Source organism: Gracilibacillus phocaeensis (assembly GCF_900626275.1).
GTDB classification, from domain to species: domain Bacteria; phylum Bacillota; class Bacilli; order Bacillales; family Amphibacillaceae; genus Gracilibacillus; species Gracilibacillus timonensis.
Map to the genome: position 1 here is coordinate 252838 of NZ_LR131141.1, position 18058 is coordinate 270895.

General features: G+C 40.7%; 18 protein-coding genes. 9 read left to right on the forward strand and 9 right to left on the reverse strand.

Going from position 1 to position 18058, the window contains the following annotated elements; translation table 11 throughout:
* The first annotated feature begins 19 nt into the window (after positions 1-19).
* Complete coding sequence (locus E0E32_RS01665) at positions 20-721, forward strand: YesL family protein (RefSeq protein ID WP_066187158.1); 702 nt, start codon at positions 20-22, stop codon at positions 719-721.
* Between the two features lie 239 nt (positions 722-960).
* Here E0E32_RS01665 and E0E32_RS01670 read toward each other — a convergent pair whose 3' ends face one another.
* From E0E32_RS01670 to E0E32_RS01695, 6 genes are all read right to left on the reverse strand, one after another.
* Complete coding sequence (locus tag E0E32_RS01670; RefSeq protein ID WP_130858751.1) at positions 961-1977, reverse strand: sugar kinase; 1017 nt, start codon at positions 1975-1977, stop codon at positions 961-963.
* Positions 1970-2719, reverse strand: coding sequence for a 2-dehydro-3-deoxy-phosphogluconate aldolase (gene dagF, locus E0E32_RS01675; protein ID WP_130858752.1), 750 nt, complete (start codon positions 2717-2719; stop codon positions 1970-1972). The genes E0E32_RS01670 and dagF overlap by 8 nt, the downstream gene beginning before the upstream one ends.
* 3 nt (positions 2720-2722) lie before the next feature.
* The gene (locus tag E0E32_RS01680; protein WP_130858753.1) at positions 2723-3826 is read right to left on the reverse strand and encodes a DgaE family pyridoxal phosphate-dependent ammonia lyase; all 1104 of its coding nucleotides are present in this window, start codon (positions 3824-3826) and stop codon (positions 2723-2725) included.
* Positions 3804-4904, reverse strand: coding sequence for an amidohydrolase/deacetylase family metallohydrolase (locus tag E0E32_RS01685; RefSeq protein ID WP_130858754.1), 1101 nt, complete (start codon positions 4902-4904; stop codon positions 3804-3806). The genes E0E32_RS01680 and E0E32_RS01685 overlap by 23 nt, the downstream gene beginning before the upstream one ends.
* A 202-nt stretch (positions 4905-5106) precedes the next feature.
* Positions 5107-5805: a chitin disaccharide deacetylase gene (gene chbG, locus E0E32_RS01690; protein WP_130858755.1), complete on the reverse strand. Its 699-nt coding sequence runs from the start codon at positions 5803-5805 to the stop codon at positions 5107-5109.
* 19 nt (positions 5806-5824) lie between these two features.
* Positions 5825-6559, reverse strand: a complete 735-nt coding sequence (locus E0E32_RS01695) for a GntR family transcriptional regulator (protein ID WP_130858756.1) — start codon at positions 6557-6559, stop codon at positions 5825-5827.
* Positions 6560-7004: 445 nt separating this feature from the next.
* Between E0E32_RS01695 and E0E32_RS01700 the strand changes: the two genes are divergently transcribed.
* The 3 genes from E0E32_RS01700 to E0E32_RS01710 are packed head-to-tail and all read left to right on the forward strand — an operon-like array spanning position 7005 to position 8943.
* Positions 7005-8294, forward strand: coding sequence for a PTS sugar transporter subunit IIC (locus tag E0E32_RS01700; RefSeq protein ID WP_066187173.1), 1290 nt, complete (start codon positions 7005-7007; stop codon positions 8292-8294).
* Positions 8294-8638, forward strand: a complete 345-nt coding sequence (locus E0E32_RS01705; protein ID WP_066187176.1) for a PTS lactose/cellobiose transporter subunit IIA — start codon at positions 8294-8296, stop codon at positions 8636-8638. The genes E0E32_RS01700 and E0E32_RS01705 overlap by 1 nt, the downstream gene beginning before the upstream one ends.
* A complete protein-coding gene (locus tag E0E32_RS01710; protein WP_066187177.1) occupies positions 8635-8943 on the forward strand; it encodes a PTS sugar transporter subunit IIB in 309 nt (102 codons plus the stop codon). Before E0E32_RS01705 ends, E0E32_RS01710 begins: the two co-directional genes overlap by 4 nt.
* A gap of 216 nt (positions 8944-9159) precedes the next feature.
* Here E0E32_RS01710 and E0E32_RS01715 read toward each other — a convergent pair whose 3' ends face one another.
* Genes E0E32_RS01715 through nagA form a run of 3 tightly spaced genes read right to left on the reverse strand, consistent with a single transcriptional unit; the run spans position 9160 to position 11814 of the window.
* Positions 9160-9882: a GntR family transcriptional regulator gene (locus E0E32_RS01715; RefSeq protein ID WP_066187179.1), complete on the reverse strand. Its 723-nt coding sequence runs from the start codon at positions 9880-9882 to the stop codon at positions 9160-9162.
* Between the two features lie 29 nt (positions 9883-9911).
* Entirely contained in the window at positions 9912-10628 is a 717-nt protein-coding gene (nagB, locus tag E0E32_RS01720; RefSeq protein WP_066187409.1) for a glucosamine-6-phosphate deaminase, read from the reverse strand.
* Between the two features lies 1 nt (position 10629).
* Complete coding sequence (gene nagA, locus E0E32_RS01725; protein WP_130858757.1) at positions 10630-11814, reverse strand: N-acetylglucosamine-6-phosphate deacetylase; 1185 nt, start codon at positions 11812-11814, stop codon at positions 10630-10632.
* A 382-nt stretch (positions 11815-12196) separates the two neighbouring features.
* Between nagA and E0E32_RS01730 the strand changes: the two genes are divergently transcribed.
* The 5 genes from E0E32_RS01730 (at position 12197) to E0E32_RS01750 (ending at position 18054) form a co-directional block, all read left to right on the forward strand.
* Entirely contained in the window at positions 12197-13489 is a 1293-nt protein-coding gene (locus E0E32_RS01730; protein ID WP_130858758.1) for an ABC transporter substrate-binding protein, read from the forward strand.
* A gap of 140 nt (positions 13490-13629) precedes the next feature.
* Positions 13630-14502, forward strand: coding sequence for a carbohydrate ABC transporter permease (locus tag E0E32_RS01735; protein WP_235817444.1), 873 nt, complete (start codon positions 13630-13632; stop codon positions 14500-14502).
* Between the two features lie 27 nt (positions 14503-14529).
* Entirely contained in the window at positions 14530-15414 is an 885-nt protein-coding gene (locus tag E0E32_RS01740) for a carbohydrate ABC transporter permease (RefSeq protein ID WP_130858759.1), read from the forward strand.
* Between the two features lie 211 nt (positions 15415-15625).
* Entirely contained in the window at positions 15626-17533 is a 1908-nt protein-coding gene (locus tag E0E32_RS01745; protein WP_130858760.1) for a beta-N-acetylhexosaminidase, read from the forward strand.
* Positions 17534-17637: 104 nt separating this feature from the next.
* Positions 17638-18054 carry an ATP synthase subunit c family protein gene (locus E0E32_RS01750; RefSeq protein ID WP_066187189.1) on the forward strand — a complete coding sequence of 139 codons (417 nt, stop codon included), beginning with the start codon at positions 17638-17640 and terminating at the stop codon, positions 18052-18054.
* The last annotated feature ends 4 nt before the right edge of the window (positions 18055-18058 follow it).

Genomic DNA, 18058 nt, shown 5'->3' on the forward strand with positions numbered 1-18058 from the left:
AAAAAGGAGGGAAGCAGAAATGGAATGGACAGGAATTTCTGGTAGACTGTATCGAGTGTGTGATTGGCTCATGAGGTTATTAAGGGTTAATCTGATCTGGCTGACTTTCAATTTCCCGATTGTCTATTTGTCATTAGCTATGCTGTATGCCAAAGACATGGGAGAACTATATTGGATCTTGTTCACCATTATTGCTTTACTTCCTTTTACCTTTTTTCCGGCTACTGTCGCCATGTTTGCCTTGGTGAGGCGGGCAGTCATGCACCGAATGCACCATCAATTATTGCGCCATTTTTGGTTGTTTTATCGTCAAAATTATGGAAAGGCGCTACTAGGTGGATTGGTGATAACGTTGGTTTGGGGGATTTGGCTGATCAACTATCAATTATTACAGACAGAAATAGGGTCCCCATTGTTTTATACGTATCTGGTATTTACAGTATTTTTGCTCGCTTTTAGTAGTTATTTTATGGCAGACACCGTCCATGTGCAGTTGCGAGTTTGGGCCAGCTTTAGAAAGGCGTTGTTGATGAGCTTGTCTTTCCCGCATTATACGATTTCTAGTATAGGCATTTCTCTGGTCGCCTTGTATATGCTGTATCAGATTCATCCATTATTCTTGATGTTATATGGTGGGATTATTCCAGTGTTGCTCTGTTTTTTAAGTTACTATCTTATCTTTATCCGAGCTGGAAAATTACTCAAACCGCAAATGGAGTAGGTTCATGAACTGTCGAAATAGGATCAATATGCCCCAACGTTTACGATAGATAAGGTTAATTGAAAAAAGCCAAGGCAGCAAGTGCCCCTTGGCTTTTTTTAAGCTAGAGAAGTTTATAAACCTTGAGTATAATAGGACTAATGATTTGACCTTGAACGAATCGTAGTTCCGGTTTTATTTTGGTTTGATCATGTCTAATGGAAACATGCTGTGTCACAAGGGTGGATAACTACCTTGGCTTAACGAATTACATCTTGCCGTTTGTTTGTTATCGCCTGTAAAATATCTTGCTCAGAGGCGAGCGATGTGTCACCGGTAATCGTGTGCGCTAACATGCAAGAGGCAACTGCAAACGAAATAATGTGAGCAGGTGCTTGTTTTTGTAATACACCATGGATAATGCCAGTTGTAAAGGCATCACCAGCCCCGATCCTGTCCAGTACGGCAAAGCGCTGCTGATCAGCATAATAGAAACTGTCTTCTTGATAAAGAAACCCGCGAATGGAATTGGTCTCATCCTCATGAACATCACGGTGTGTCCCAGCAATAATAGGGATTTGATACTTTTCTGCGATCTGGGGTATCAGTTCTTCCAGTTGATTTTCTCTCGATGTGTGCGAAGAGGTGTAGCCTAAAGTAAATAAAGCATCCTTTTCATTCATCATCACGATATCGGCTAATTCAAGCAATTCCTGGTAATGCGGTCTAGCTGTTTGATAGCCATTTTCGCCCCAAAGTGAGGGACGGTAATTGCAATCAAATACCACTTGGCCGCCCTGTTGCTTAACCAAGCCAGCCAATTGTTTTAATTGGGCCCGCACACGTTCGTTCATGGCTAGACTAATCCCGCATACATGCAAAAGCTGAATATTCTTGGCCAGTTCATCAAAAGGATAGATAGCGGTCTCCGCTGTATTGAAGCTGCTTTCTAATCGATTGGAATAGGTAACACGACTGGATCGTGCCCCGAAACCATTTTCTAAGAAATACATACCGAGATATTTACCCGCTCGTGCGATGGAATCTGTGACGATCCCTAATTTACGCAGGTAAGCGATCGCTGCATCCCCTAATGAATTTTTTGGCAATGTGGTAATTAAACGGGTAGGATACCCTAGACAATGCAAGCTACCTGTAATATTTACCCCGGTCCCTGAGAAACTGTATTGTAGTTGATTAGCTTGCGGTAGTAACTGATGACCTGGCACTTCTAAACGCATCATTACTTCACCAAAGGCGGCAATCGTCTTAACCATATTGATTCACCAGCTTTTTCACTTCTGTTAATAACTGTTGGATGTCTTCCGTTTTAGTCGCTCCTGTTTCTTTATCAATAATCGATGAATAAACATGTGGAATGACTTTGGGCACCTTTGCGGCTAAGGCGATTTCTAAAATGTCGCTGAAATTGTCAAGATCGATCCCACCGGTAGGCTCCAAGGCGAAATCAGCTTTCCCACAAGCAGTTGCCACGGCTTGGTATTCATCCTTTGTCGATAGGCCCTTCATCGGGAAGTACTTGATTGCATTTCCTCCCATATCCTTGATGAGGTTGATGGCGGAATGAATGGATACGATTGCTTTTTCGCCTTGTTCACTGTGTGGACCTGTAGAAATATTGACATATCCTGGTTGACCGGTTGGTGTCACCAAACAGTTAATCCAGCTCTTATCTGTGCCAGCTTTGGCTCGGGTGTAACCGACAAATGGGAATACTTGATTCACGTGTTTACCAGGATAGGTATGCACAATGTCTGCGACAACTTTTCCTTGTTTACTGTCACCTGCTCCAAGACCTATCGATACGGCGTCATTTATAGCTGAGCCGTACTCTTTCATCGCATGGACGGCGCTTGGAACATTGTCATAGTCTTTGGATAAGACACCGATCAAGGCAAAGCCTTCCGCTGTCTGATAGATTTCTTGAGCATTCGCTATGCTATTAGCCAGTACATTAATGGCAACGCGATTTTTATAAAAGTGATCCGTGATGGACATAAGTTATTTTCCTCCTAAAATTTCTTGTATGCGCTCTGTGATAACATCGATATCATTCCCTTTTAGTGGTCGAGGATCAATATCAAAGAAGCCTTGTTTGCTACCATAGTCACGCGTATAGATGGCAATAGCCCCATTTTTAAGCTCTGTCACGGTTTGTTCCGCTGTTTTACCAGCAAGAGAAGCATCTATTTGAATACGGCTGCGATAGATGGCTCGTCCAGCTTCATCTTGTACTATATCTACCGAAACACCAGGTAAGTCAGATAATTTCTCTAAGGATCGCAAGCTTTCTTTTTCTGTCTGGCTGTGGTCGGTTTTGGTGAAAAAAAGGTCTAACGCTTGCAGCAGTCCAAAGCTCGCTTCTTTTCCTACTTTCATACTTCTGCCGATCCCGTGTAGCTGCACCTTGACCCAATCGATATAGGCTTTTTTTCCTGCGACAATACCGGATGTCGGACCTTCGATTGCCTTTGAGCCACTGTAAATCACTAAATCAGAGCAAGCAGGGTACTTACGTAAATCTTCTTCGGCCGCTGCATCGACAATGAGAGGAATGTTATAGGCTTGAGCTACTTGCCAAGCCTCCTCTATCGAAATGGTATTTTTCTGTACGGCGTGATGGGATTGAACATAAAGAATTGCTGCAGTATGTTCGTTAATGGCTTCTGCGATATGGTGCTGTTTTCCTTCGTTCGCATAGCCAACTTCTACAAGTTTTCCGCCACCTAAATAGACCATTGTTTCGATTGGTGCACCGTATTGTACGTTATGTCCTTTGAAGCAAATAATTTCGTTTTTGGGAATGGGCTGCTGATGTAACTGCAGGCTTTTTCGTTGGTTCCCTTCTGTGATCATGCCAGCCACCGATAAGGCAATGCCACTTGAAGCAGAATTAACAATTACTGCATCCTCACTATGTAGTTGGTTCGCAATATGTCCCCCCGCTTTATCCACTAAATCTTCTATTTCGACATAGTTTTGCGCACCGGTTTTCATTGCTTCCAGAACGGAATCGCTAGGAGCTGAAACCCCAAGAATACTCATTCTGCCGCTTGCATTGACGACTCGTTTTAGACCATATTTATGATGTAATGATTTCTCCATTCTTTATCACTCCTACTGTATGAATCATTTGTTTTGCTGTTCTTGTTTTCCCTTCTGAATCCGTCAACATTTGCTGAGAGGGTCTAACCTCAAAAAGGGTAAGGTCAGCTGTTGTCCCCGTCTTCAACTGTCCTAGCTCAGGTCTGCCGATTGCTTGCGCAGGCAGAAGGGTAACAGCATCGATTACTTGCGGCAGACTGTATCCTAACAGCAGAAATTTGCTTGCTACATCAGCTAGGCTGTATACAGGACCATTTTGCCGGTTTCCCCGGTAAATATCTGAACTAATCGAAAAGGGCTGAATCGCATGTTTCTTTGCATATTCTGCCACTTGAAAGGAAAAACTGGCCGTGCCGTGTCCTACATCCAGTCGTACACCCCGGTTGATCGCTGATAAGAGCTCGGGCAGTGGTTGACCATCCTCGGAGAAAAGGTTATTAGCTTTGCCATTTAAAAAATGCGTGATAATATCTCCTTTTTCTAGTTGAGGGAGAATATCAGTTATATCAGGCGGACCAGATCCAATATGGACCATTAAGGGTAAAGAAGTGCGTTTTGCCCAAGAACGAGCAATCTGCAATGGCCGAATGCCGCTGTCTTTTACCACGCTTTTACTCATTCTTACCTTTAAACCAACAATCTTAGTAGGGTGTACTGCAATGGTTTCTAATAAAGCAGCTTCCTTTAACCAATCTAGATTGGATAATTCATCGATTCGCTGCAAACCAATTGTTGAGACGTTGAGAAAGGCAAGTAGATTAGTTTTGGCAGAATCAGTGGTGGGGAAGAGATCGCTTACACTATCTGCGCCACAACTTCCTGCATCGACTACGGTGGTAACACCTTGCTGCACACCGATCAAATCGAGTTCATCCCCGTAGGGCTCTAACTTTTTATTGGCGTGGACATGTAAATCGATCCAGCCTTTTGAGACGTAACAACCGGAATAGTCGTAAGCTGTTGGTGCTGCACCTTGACCAGCATTGGTAATGTGTTGTATCTGATTACCTCGGATAATGATGTCGACTTTCTCCCCAGTAGTTACTTGGAGATTTTGTAAAACATATGTATGTGTCATTCTGATTTCCTCCTAACACTACTAGAATAGCAATTTAAAATATAGAAGTCTATACCTGTTTGGGAGTTTTAGAAAATATATGTGTTTTTATTTAGGATAAACATCGTTTAAATACCTATTTTACCAGAATTCGCATGCATTCCTTCTTTAATTTGGTACGATAAATAATCAAACTGTCCATGTAGCGCGTTAAACTATTATTTCATAATACATTCGCCCAGCTTGGAATGGAGAGGTTACATAGTATATCCAGCTCTTTTTCCCTTTGAACGGTATAAGAACTCATTGTATACAAATCACCATCACATCGTCCAGGATGGGTCATGACTTCCACTGAAGAAAAAGAGTATGTATGTAGCCGTTCGAAAATATTTAGGCCAGCACCATCACCATAAAAATCTACCCAAAGTGCCTCGGTTAGCAACAGGTCTGTCCTGTCTCGAAAAGTATCTTGACAACGAACGGGAATCTGATATTTATCCGCTAATTCGATTACTATCTCTTTTAACGGCTGCCAGCCATGGATATGATGGTGACTATCAAGATGGTGAAGAGGAAGACCAGTTGCCAGAAAGGCTTCAATTTGGGCACGCCATTCATCTCTTACATCATCTAAACAAGGTATATCCATTTCGTAAAAACGATTGGTGAAACGAAACATACCCCGTTCATTTGTAAGGCTGGACGTAGGAGAAAATAAAGGTTTTCCAGAAGTAAGTATAAGGTGCAACCCAATGTCTAGAGAGGGGCATTGTTTGGCTAGATCAACGGCATAATCTACTGCTAAACCGTTCATCATTATGGTAGTCGAAGAAATAACACCGTGCTGATGTGCTTGAATAATACCGTTGGAAACCCCTTTTGTTATTCCGAAATCATCGGCATTGAATAAAATATCCAATATTCTCTTCCTCTCTGCCTTATACTTCTGCATCTTCCGGATACAATCTCTCGATGACAAAATTGGTTTTATCACCACGGAAATAGGATTGTGAGTATTCAACCTTGTTCCCTTCTTGGTCTTCGGCAACGGTTTCGATATAAAAACAGGGAAGACCAATTTCTGAATCTAGATAATAAGAAGTGCTTTCGTCTGACAAGGTAAGCTCGATATGTTCTGTTGTTTTGGCAATGGCCACATGGAAATCCTGCTTCAAGGCATTGTAGAGTGAAGTTTCTGCTTGTTCTTTTGTGATTCCAGGTGCAGTGCTCCATGGAATATAAGAAATTTCATATTGCGTGGGTGAATGATTGGCTTTGCGGACACGTTCAATCTTTTGGATCGGGTCATTAGGAGGGACACCTAATGCCAGTTGAATCGTTTCACTGGCAGGTATAACCGATAAATCAATTAAGATAATCTCAGCGGTCTTTCCTTGCACCTCCACTTGATCGACATAGCGTTTGACGGTTTGAGACAGGGTTTGATGTACTTTTTTGTCAGCTACGAAAGTTCCCCGCCCTTGGGTGCGTTCCAAATATCCCTCTAGGGTTAATTGGTTTAACGCGGCCCTGACGGTGGTTCGGCTTACATCAAAATTTTTGCATAGTTCAAGTTCGGTTGGAATTTTTTCACCTTTCTGGTAAGTGCCGTTCTTAATCCTTGCCAGTAATTCACTTTTGATATGTGCGTGTAAGGATTGTTTTTTCTCCATTATTTTCTCCTTTAACTGCTCTGTAAGATATTAACGTTAGTGTACTAAAGAAAGGCTATGATGACAAGTAAATAAACGTAGTAACCAATCATGATAATCAAGGAATAGTGTTTACATTCACTTCATTATATGATACTTTTGTATTAAAAATAAAGCAAATATTAGAAAAATATGTTAGAAGAATTATACATAGTAGTAAAAAATAAAAAGGTAACGGGTATGGTAGCAGGGCGGATTAGTATTTCATTTCATTTTAGCAGGTACAAATAGGGTAAACTAGGTACGAAGCGATAGATAACAAGGACAGGATAAGCGTAGGGATCGTTGTGAAAGCGGTTAAAAATAAAGTGCGGATAACGACTTTGAATACTTCTACGAAGAAAAAAGTTGTAATGCGGTAAACCTAATACACCTCAATTGGTATGAAGGGGAGGTCGATAACGTAATGAATAAATTCGTGCAACGATTTATCGAAGTAGCTGGCAGAATAGGGGCAGCAAGACACTTGGTAGCGATTAGGGATGGTTTTGTAGCGGTTATGCCACTTGTCATCATTGGTTCATTGGCCATTCTAATCAATAATTTCCCGCCACTGGGAAGCTTTCAATTGGTGTCATGGCTGAATAGTATTTTTGGGAATGGTAATTGGCAGAAGGTGGGAGGCAGTGTTTGGGAAGGTACCTTTGCTGTGCTCGGTTTGCTTGTTTCCTTTACCATTGCCTATCATTTGGCTAAAAGCTATAATATAGATAGATTACCTGCTGCCCTTTTGTCTGGTGCCTCTTATATGATACTGGTCCCAGTAACAGAAGATTTTGGTTTAAACATGGAATGGCTCGGGACGCAAGGATTATTTGTAGGAATTATTATCGCCTTGTTGACAACGGAATTATTTCGGTTATTGATGACAAAGCCTAAAATGGTGATTAAAATGCCAGCTGGTGTGCCTGCCGGTGTAACAGATTCCTTTAGAGCGCTGATTCCAATGATGGTAATTCTATCCTTGGTTGGTCTATGTCAAGCTTTATTAGATATTCTGGCAGATACTAATGTATTTGAAATTATATTTTTCGTTATTCAACAACCTATTCAAGGTTTAGGTGACTCTCTGCCGGCGGCCATCATTGTGTCCATGCTTACACATATCCTTTGGTTTTTTGGTTTACACGGAACCAATATTATTGGTGCTATTACCGAACCTGTTTATATCTCATTGGTTGAGGAGAATTTGCGGTTATTCCGTATGGGGATGTCGGCTTACGAGGTACCTAACATTGTCACTAAACCCTTTCTTGATACCTTTGTTTTTATGGGGGGTGCAGGTACTACGATTGCCTTATTGGCTGCGGTTTTCTTGGTAATCCAATCTCGGAAAAAACATCCGTATCGCGAAGTCGCTAAATTAGCAGCACCAGGAAGTTTGTTTAATATCAATGAACCTGTGATTTTCGGTTTACCAATTGTATTAAATCCCATTATGTTAATTCCATTTGTCTTGGTACCTGTTGTGTTGACGATTATTTCTTATACAGCTTTGTATATTGGTCTCGTTCCGCGAACCGTGGCTTTTTTACCTTGGACAACACCCCCGATTATTAGCGGTTATCTGGTGACTGGTGGCAGTTGGCGAGGTATCGCATTGCAGCTAGTAAATTTACTAGTAGCCATCATTATTTATATTCCTTTTTTATTGGCAGCATTGTATATACCCAAACAACGAGCGGAGGATGCATGATGTTAGAAGAACAAGAAGAGTTACAACGTATTTCTTTTGCGATTATCCTTCATTCAGGAAATGCACGAACATGTGCTATGGAGGCGATAAAGCTAGCGAAAGTTAATCGCATGGAAGCAGCACAAGGAAAAATGGAGGAGGCAGATGCAGAGTTTATCAAGGCTCATCACGAACAAACAGGTTTATTACATAAGGAAATAAACAATCCAAATGAGCAGTATATGTCCATCATTCTTGCCCATGCCCAAGATCATCTGATGATGGCATTAACGGTTAAGGATTTGGCATTAGAAATGATAGAAGTGTATCAAAGGTTGAATAAGCTGGAGGGAGCAACAAAATGAAGATTGTATTAGTTTGTTCTGCGGGTATGTCGACTTCTTTGCTAGTGGAACGTATGAAAAAGGCAGCCGAGGAAAAACAGATACAGGCAGAGATCAAGGCAGTATCTGAAGCAGATCTTCATGATCAGGTCAATGAGTTGGATGTTGTTCTTATTGGTCCTCAAGTGCGTTATTTAGAAAAGAGCATCAGGAAGAAGTTGGAACCGGAGGGCGTAAAGTGTGATCTTATTAATCAACAGGCTTTTGGTTTAATGCAAGGAGATCAAGTGCTTCAACAAGCCTTAAAATTAATGAATAACCAATAAAATGGCATTTAAAATCGAAAACTACCACAGGGAATGAATTCCTGTGGTAGTTTATTATTTCTATTATTGCATTCACATTATGTAAGTCTTTGCATGCATTATTTCCTGCTAATATCTAATTTGATCCATTCGTGTGAATTCCCATTAACAAGCCTTTCAGCAGAGCTGAAAGGCGCGTAAATGGATCAAGAGCACCTATCAGATTTAACTTATATATTAACGTTCTAAGTCAAGCATGAATTGGTATCGATCTGCTCGATAAGCGGACTTCACTACTTCAAAAGGAGTGCCATCTTCCAACTGGGTGATACGCCTCATCAGCAAGATTGGTGAATGCTCAGGAATGTTTAGATACTCCATTTCTTCATCATTAGCAATCGTCGCCTCAAACAGCTGACTCGCTTTGCCGATTTTTAGCTGTAAATCATCCTCAATATATTGGTATAAGGAAGATTGCACAATATCGTCGGTCAAGCCTTTAATCAAGTTGGCAGAAACATAGGTGCGTTCCAAGGCCATTGGAATATCTTCTGCCAACCGAATCCTTTTTATTTCATAGATCGGTGAGTGCTCAGGGATATTTAATTGACTAGCAAGGCTTTTTTTGGCAGGAACAATTTCGAAATTAACTAATTTATTACTAGGTTTCATCCCTCGTGCCTTCATATCTTCTGTAAAACTGGTAAGACCGCTTAAATTTTGTTCAAATTTCTTTTCGGTGATAAAGGTCCCTTTTCCTTTGATGCGATGAAGGTAACGTTCATTTACTAAATTAGTAATGGCTTGACGCACGGTCATACGGCTGATATTCAATTCCTCTGCATACTCCCGTTCAGACGGTAAGGAGTCGCCTGGCATGTATTCGCCTTTCTCGATTTTGCCTTTGATTTGTTCTTCTAGCTGGTGATAGATAGGGATCGGTGATTGTTTATCGATCATATCTAAAACTCCTTCCTAATAGAGGATTTTCACAATGCGTCCTCGGTTGCTATAATGGTAACTTGAGGATGTGTCTTTAATATAGAAGCAGGGAATTCAGTAGAAACCTCTCCAGTAAGTAATTGGGATAAGGCTTCGCGTTTTTCTTGGCCAGACACAATCAATAAGATTTCTTTACTGTCCATGATCGTGTTAATTCCTGCCGTAATCGCTTGTCTCGGTACCTCGTCTAATGTTTCAAAGAAACGGGCGTTGGCTTCGATTGTTGATTCTGCTAGATCGACAACATGTGTGCGTTGATCAAATGGTGTTCCAGGCTCGTTAAAACCGATATGACTGTTTTGTCCTAAACCTAATAATTGCAGGTCAATACCATTGTTGGCGCTGATTAGCTCTTCGTATGCCTGACACTCGGCTGCCAAATCTGTGGCTAAGCCATTTGGGAGAAATGTCCGATCTGTCGGAATATCAATTTTCTGGAAAAGGTGTTCCTTCATATAGTAATGGTAACTATTGGGATCTTCAATCGGTAACCCCACATATTCATCCAAATTAAACGTCGTCACCTTCTTATAGGATGTCTTGTTTATTTGGTGGTCTTCTACTATATTAGCATAGGTTTGAACCGGTGTTCCACCAGTAGCCAAGCCAATCGTTGCATTAGGGTTTAATTTCACTCTCTCAATAATAAATTCTGCTGCTTTTTTACTCATATCCTGATAATCTTTTGCTTTAATTAATTCCATTTCATGCCTTCCTTTCATATGCTACTTCTCCTCGACAAAGGGTGAGGAGTACATTATTCTCTTCATTTAATAACACAATATCTGCGTCTTTTCCTGCTGCGATCGACCCTTTGCGATCGTCTATTCCTAGCTCGGCAGCGGCATTGGTTGAACCAATCTGAATAACTTCTTCCATCGTACAGCCAGCAAACTCTATCATATTTTTCAGACCGTTATGGAGCTGCAGGGTACTGCCAGCAATCGTGCCATCTTCAAGTGTTGCCTTTTGATCCTTTACAGATACCTTTTGCCCGCCAAGTTCATATTCTCCATCTTGCAAACATTTTGCCCGCATGGCATCTGTGATCAAAAGTAATCGATGCTTTCCTTTTAAATCGAAGGCAATTTTTGCTGCCTCAGGGGTCGAATGAATGCCATCAGCAATTAGCTCGACCATTAATGAATCTTGAAGCCATGCTGCGCCTACCACACCAGGTTCTCGGTGGTGAAATCCTCTCATTTGATTGTATAGATGAGTGATATGCGACAAGCCATGCTCGATCGCTTCACTAATCTCAGTTGCTGTAGCATCCGTATGGCCCGCAGAGGCGATGACACCATGTTCGACCAAGTATTTGGTGAAGGCATGATCATCATCTAGTTCGGGTGCTAAGGTCACCAATTTAATCTGATGTTCAGCAAGTTGGTTCCATTTTTGAAATAATTCTATATTTGGTTTCTGTATATATTTTTCTGATTGGGCTCCTTTTCTTTTTGGATTGACAAAAGGTCCTTCCAAATGAATGCCTGCTATTTCAGCTTGACGCTGAGGTTGTGCTTTCATATAGGCTGCCGTTGTTTGTAAAGCTTGTTCAATGCTCTCTTCACTCTGGGTCATAGTAGTAGCAAGAAAGGTAGTGGTTCCTTCTTGTGGTAAGGCTCGACACATTGTTTCAAGGGCAGCTGCAGTGCCATCCATTACATCTGCTCCGTTTGCCCCATGGATATGCACATCGATTAAACCAGGTATCGCTTTTATGTTTTGATTAGGAAAATCGATGAGTTGATATCCTTCTGTTTGCGTTAATGAATCGGCAGAGCCTATTTCTTCCACTTTTCCATGGTTGATTTTAATAAAGCCCTGTTGGATTGTTTGATTAGCACCATACACTTGTATATTTCTTATCAACAATTTTGCTTGGTCCACGTCATTTCACACCTTTTTATCGTAGTTATCTATAGGATAACAGTTTAAAGTATGGTTGTCTATACCTTATATGATTTGTTTACTTAATATTCATAAATAGCTAAAAAAAGAGTGTCACCAGAGTGTTAAAAGTGGTATATACCTCTAATGTAGTAACAAATAGAAAAAATAATAGTTATTATTCGTTTTAATTAGATAAAATTCGACATAATGACAAACGATTTTAGATATATATCTATAAAACATTGATTTAATAGTGTTTTTATAAATGTAGTAACAAATTAATAGAATGTATTGACAAATATAAAGCATCGGATTATATTAGGTATAGACAACTTGACAAAGTTAGTCGCATTTTTAAAAATAGAGAGGGGAATTAGCGATGAAAAAACTGAAGTGGGGATTGATGTTAGCGCTTTTATTATTAGTGTTAGGGTTAGCGGCATGTGGCAGTGGTGATGAAGGTGCATCAGGGAATGCTGATAATGGTAATGACAATTCAGAAAGTGATACCCAAGAAGACGTGAATTTGCGGGTAGTAACAACGATGGCAGGGACAGATCCGGCCGGAGAAGTATTCCAAGCTGCCTTAGATGCGTTTGAAGAAGAACATCCCCATGTAACCATTGAAAATGATTCACAGTCAGCGGATGCAGGCACGATTCGTACCAAGGTGAACACCGATTTTTCTTCTGATAATGAACCAGATTTAATGTTCTACTTTAATACAGTAGATGCAGAAGGAATTATCGAGGAAGGCAAAGTCGTAAACCTGGAAGAGGCAGATGGTATTGATTTGAGTGGATATAATTCCATGCTGGAGCAGCAAAGATTTAGCGATGGAAACATATATGCTGCACCACAATCCGGTTTTTATGAGTCATTGTTCGTCAATGAGAATTTGTTCGAAGAGTATGGTATAGAATTGCCAACCACTTGGGAACTTTACGAGAAAGCCATTGAAGAATTTGCAAAAACAGATGAAATTGTACCGCTCGCAGCGTCAACCGAGGATTCTTACTATGTAGTGGAACATTATGCATTGGCAGCTGGCGGTATTGAAAATTATAATGCAGAATTAGCTGATCGTAATCCAGCTTGGGCAGAAGGATTGGATTTAATAAAAAAACATGCCGATATGGGTGCATTCACACCAGATGCTGCCACGATTGATTTGGCATTAGCTCAAGAATTGTTTAAGCAGGAGCAAGCAGCAATGATATTTGAAGGATCATGGTTGTGGGGGCAATTAGAAGAAGCTGGTATGGGTGAAGACGTAGCGGTACTGCCTATGCCAATCAAGGAAGGTGGAGAAACAGGAGAACTAGTTGGCGGTGCTTCGCAAGGTTGGTTTATTAGTACGAAGGCTTACGAAGATGACAGCAAAAAAGATGCTGTGGTTGATTTATTCAATTATCTAACCTCAGAGGAAACGATTGTAGAAATTGCTGGAGCTACTGGTCAGCCTCCTGCCAAAGGAGAATTAGCGGACTTACCTGACTATTTGAAAGCAGGTCATGACTTAGTAGCCAATGCTCCAGCAGTAGCTTTACCAATTAATGACCGTATTAATCCAGAGTCGTTCACCCATTTGCGCACTAGTGTGCCAGCCATTGTAAATGGTGAAAAGACGGGCGAGGAAGTGCTGGAGAAAGCAGCGGAAATGGCAGAATAACAGAAGGCCAGATACAGGAGGGGTTGGTCTGCAAACAGGTCAACCTTCTTGTTGTCTCAAGACTGTCAGTCTCTTATCAAAGCGTATGTTTCAAGGGATGAAGAGACAAAATGATGTCACGAAACATAGGAGGGGATTTCATGAAGGGTATGCAGGGTGACAGAATATATATATTCCTCTTTTTAGCACCAGCAATAGTGGTTACTGGGATTTTTTTGTACTACCCCTTTGTTAATAATCTATTACAAAGTTTTTATAAGACAGACGGTTTTTTTAATTCCACTTTCATTGGTTTGGATAATTACATTCGATTATGGAATGATGAGATCGCACGAACGGCCTTTTTCAATTCGATTGAGTTGATGATATACGTTACCGTTTTTCAAGTTGGGATTGCCCTGGTATTGGCTATCATGGTGAATTCAATTACAAAAGGGGCGGGGTTTTATCGCACGACTTTTTTCTTTCCGATTGTTATTTCAGGAGCGGCAATTGGTCTATTGTTTACGTTAATTTATAACTATCGCAATGGATTGCTAAATGAAATATTGGTTAATTTAGGCTGGGAAAGAGTGTTATGGTTGACCGAACAATCTTCTCTTTATATGGTGGCCATCCCGACCATTTGGAATTATGTAGGTTTTTATTTCGTTATATTACTGACGGCTATTCAAAAAATACCTAATGATTTCTATGAAGCGGCAAAACTAGAAGGAATAACCGGTGTGCAAAAAATGTTTCGCCTAACGATTCCTTTGATTGTAACCGATTTAAAGACCTGTATTGTTCTCGCCATCACAGGAACACTGAAAATATTTGAACTGGTCTATATTATTACACGAGGGGGACCTGGTAATTCGTCTGAAGTGTTAGGGACGTATATGTATCAGAAGGCCTTTGAAGATACAGCAATGGGTTACGGCGCAACAATAGCTGTCTTAATCGTTGCTTTAGGTTTAACGCTTGCTTTTATCACCAATAAATTATTAAAAAATGATGAGGTAACTTACTAGAGATTTAGAAAAGAGGTGTTTACCATTATGGCACATGCTGTAGAAAAGAAAATGACATTTTGGGAGAGGTTTCAAGAGCGGTATTTTGCCGAATCAAAAGCTGGAAAAATATTTATTTACGTGGTGCTGACATTATGGTCAATGACAACGATTTTTCCGCTAGCTTGGGTGTTTTTAAATTCCTTTAAGGAATCTCGAGAGATTATTACCGATACCTTCGCATTACCTTCTGATCCAACGATACAAAACTATGTCAATGCATTCGAGACAGTTAATATTGGAAAGAGTTATCTCAATAGTTTTATCATCTCAGGTTCCGTTGTGTTACTCGTTTTATTTATCGGCGGACTAGCCGCATTTGCGATGGCACGGATGCAGTTCAAGTTACGAGGACTATTACAAGCTTTATTGGTTGCCAGTTTATTAATACCGGCTTTTGCCACGATTGTACCAGTATATAGAATGATGATTAGTATGGATCTGGTTAATACCTATCGGGCATTGATTATTCCTCAGACTGCCGGAAATCTGCCATTTGCGATACTAGTGATTAGCGGATATATGGCGACTATACCTAAAGAATTGGAAGAGGCATCTGTAATGGATGGATGCGGCCGTTTTAAAATGTTCACCAAGGTATTCCTGCCGATTTCCTTGCCAGCCTTTTCGACCGTAGGTATTTTTGTGTTTTTATGGTCTTACAACGATCTCTTCTCGTCTCTGGTACTTGTTTCTCATGAGAGGGTTGCGCCTATTGTCGTATTATTATCTAATGTAAGTTCACAATATGGTACGGATTATGGCTTAATGACGGCGGCAATCGCCATGACGGTTATTCCCGTGTTAATATTCTACCTTTTAGCACAAAAAACGTTTGAGAAAGGCGCTACTTCAGGAGCAGTAAAAGGATAAGCGACAACTGAAGCTAGCCTTGTCGTAGATGTTCAATCTTGCTTGTTGAATACTCGACATAGTCCATAGAAGCTTCGGGGTAGACTGTGGTTATCACGAAGTATAAGATGAATAAGGGGAATGCTAACATAAATAGCTTTTTTCTCTTAAATAAGGGAAAATAGAGAGAGTATGTCTGTGAAAGTCAATTTACTGAAGGAGGAAGGGCAGCGTGCAGATTAGATTAAAAGGAAACTACCAACCATTTCTAACGGGATTAGAGCAACTAGCTGAAGAGCAAAATGTCTCCATTGAGGCTGAGGGAATCGGCTTAACCATCGAAAAGAACACGGATGAAGAAACCGTCATCTCTTATCGTAACGGAGAAGGAATTATTTATTACGGGAAACCGTACCACGTATATCGAGCATTTGGCTTATTTATTGAAAGACTAGCAGAAGGTCAGGCGTTTGAACTAAGAGAAACGCCACAATTTCAATCGATGGGGCCGATGTTCGACTTTTCAAGAAATGCAGTCATGCGGGTAGACCAATTAAAAGGAATGTTTAGAAGACTTGCGCTGATGGGATTCAATGCCGCCATGCTATACATGGAAGATACGTATGAAGTAAAGGAACAACCTTATTTTGGTTATATGCGAGGTCGATATAGTCAGGCGGAATTAAAGGAATTGGATGATTATGCCTACCAATTGGGGATTGAGCTGATTCCGTGTATTCAAACGCTAGCTCACCTGGAAGAATTTTTGAAGTGGGATGCAGCGGCATATTTAAAGGATACACGTGGTGTGCTGCTTACAGAGCAGGAACAAACGTATGATTTCTTGCGGCAAATGATTACAGCAGCACAGGAACCATTTCGAAGTAATCGTATTCATATAGGGATGGATGAAGCAGAAGAGTTAGGCAGGGGCGTTTATTTGAATCGCTTTGGCTATCGTGATCGTTTGGATATCATGTTAGAGCATTTAGATCGTGTGATCGAAATCACGGAAGGACTAGGGCTAAGCGTGATGCTTTGGAGTGATATGTTTATCAAGCTTGCTTCGGAATCTGGTGAAGATCAATACAACATGGAGACAGAGATATCGGAAGAAATGCAGGGTAAGATTCCAAGCAGCGTTACGCTCATGTATTGGGACTATTTCCACACAAAGAAAGAAGATTATAAAACACTAATTGCTAAGCATAAAAAATTAGGTCAAACCCCGGCTTTTGCAGGCGGTATTTGGGTGTGGAACACATTTGCTACCAAATATGATTTGTCACTAAAAACAAGTAAAGCAGCCCTGCAAGCCAGCAAGGAAGAAGGTATTCAAGATGTATTTGTTACCTTGTGGGGAGATGACGGATATGAGAATAACTGTTTCAGCGCCTTACTGGGGTTGCAATTATACGCGGAGCATCAATACCAAACGAATGTAAGCACAGACCATCTCTATCGTCGGACTAAATTCTGTACCGGGTTAGAAGCGGAGCAATTCCTTTTGTTGAGTCAATTAGATAATATCCCTGGTGTGGAAGAGGGAAATCTGGATCAAACGAACCCATCCAAGTTTTTACTTTGGCAGGATGTCCTGCTTGGCTTATTTGATAAGCACATCGAGGGATTAGATATCGGATCCCATTACCAGGCATTAGCACAAAAAATCAGATCGCAAAGAAAGGAGCAGACCTCCCTCGATTTTATCATGGAAGTTCCTGAAAAGCTTTGTGATGTCCTAGCAAAAAAAGCGTCCATTGGTATTGAACTAAAGCAAGCTTATGATTCTAAGCATTTCGATGTATTACGTGATATCGCTGATAACAAAATCCCGGAAATTATCGAATTAGTACGAGTATTGCACGCAGCCCATAAAGAGCAATGGCTAACTATTAATAAACCATTTGGTTGGGAAGTAATTGATATTCGCTATGGCGGCTTAATTGCTCGATTGCAAACCGCAGCAGAACGAGTGAATACGTATGTGAGAGGGGAGGTATCGACTATAGATGAACTGGAACAAGAGCGGTTGCCATACAACCATCAAGTAGCTAACTCCACCGGGCTTGGCTGGTCCAGTTACTATTATCGCATTGCTTCGCCAAATGTGTTTTTTCACGTATTACCTATCTATTAATCTATGTTAATAAAAAGAATAGGAATCAACTCCCCTTTCTGGTATGATGATGATAAGTTTTTCATCTGTTGGGATTTCAAAATAGAAAGGGGAGAAAGAAGACCATGATATTGTATTTGTTTGCTCTAGCAGCTGTTATTGCTGGAATTGGTATTATGATGATTTATCGTCAAACCTTGGATGCCATCATTGAGAATCCAGAAAAGATGGCGGAAGCGCAACAACGCTTTTTTTTAAGAATTGCTTTTGTGGAAGTGCTTCCTATTTTGTTAGTTATTGTAGGATTTGTCTTGGGAAATGGGCAATCCTTTCAGCAAGGCGAGATATTAATCCCTGCTGTTATCATGATTGCTATCGTCTGTTTTAATGTTTTTTATACCTTGTCACAACGAACACAAGCTGGTCGTAACGCGGAAAAGGTCGCAGAAAACATAAGGGTATTAGCGATGGTTACTTTATCGCTATCTATCTCGATTCCACTCGTTTCTTTTATCATCATGTGGGTGTTAGTCAATCAGTAAGTGT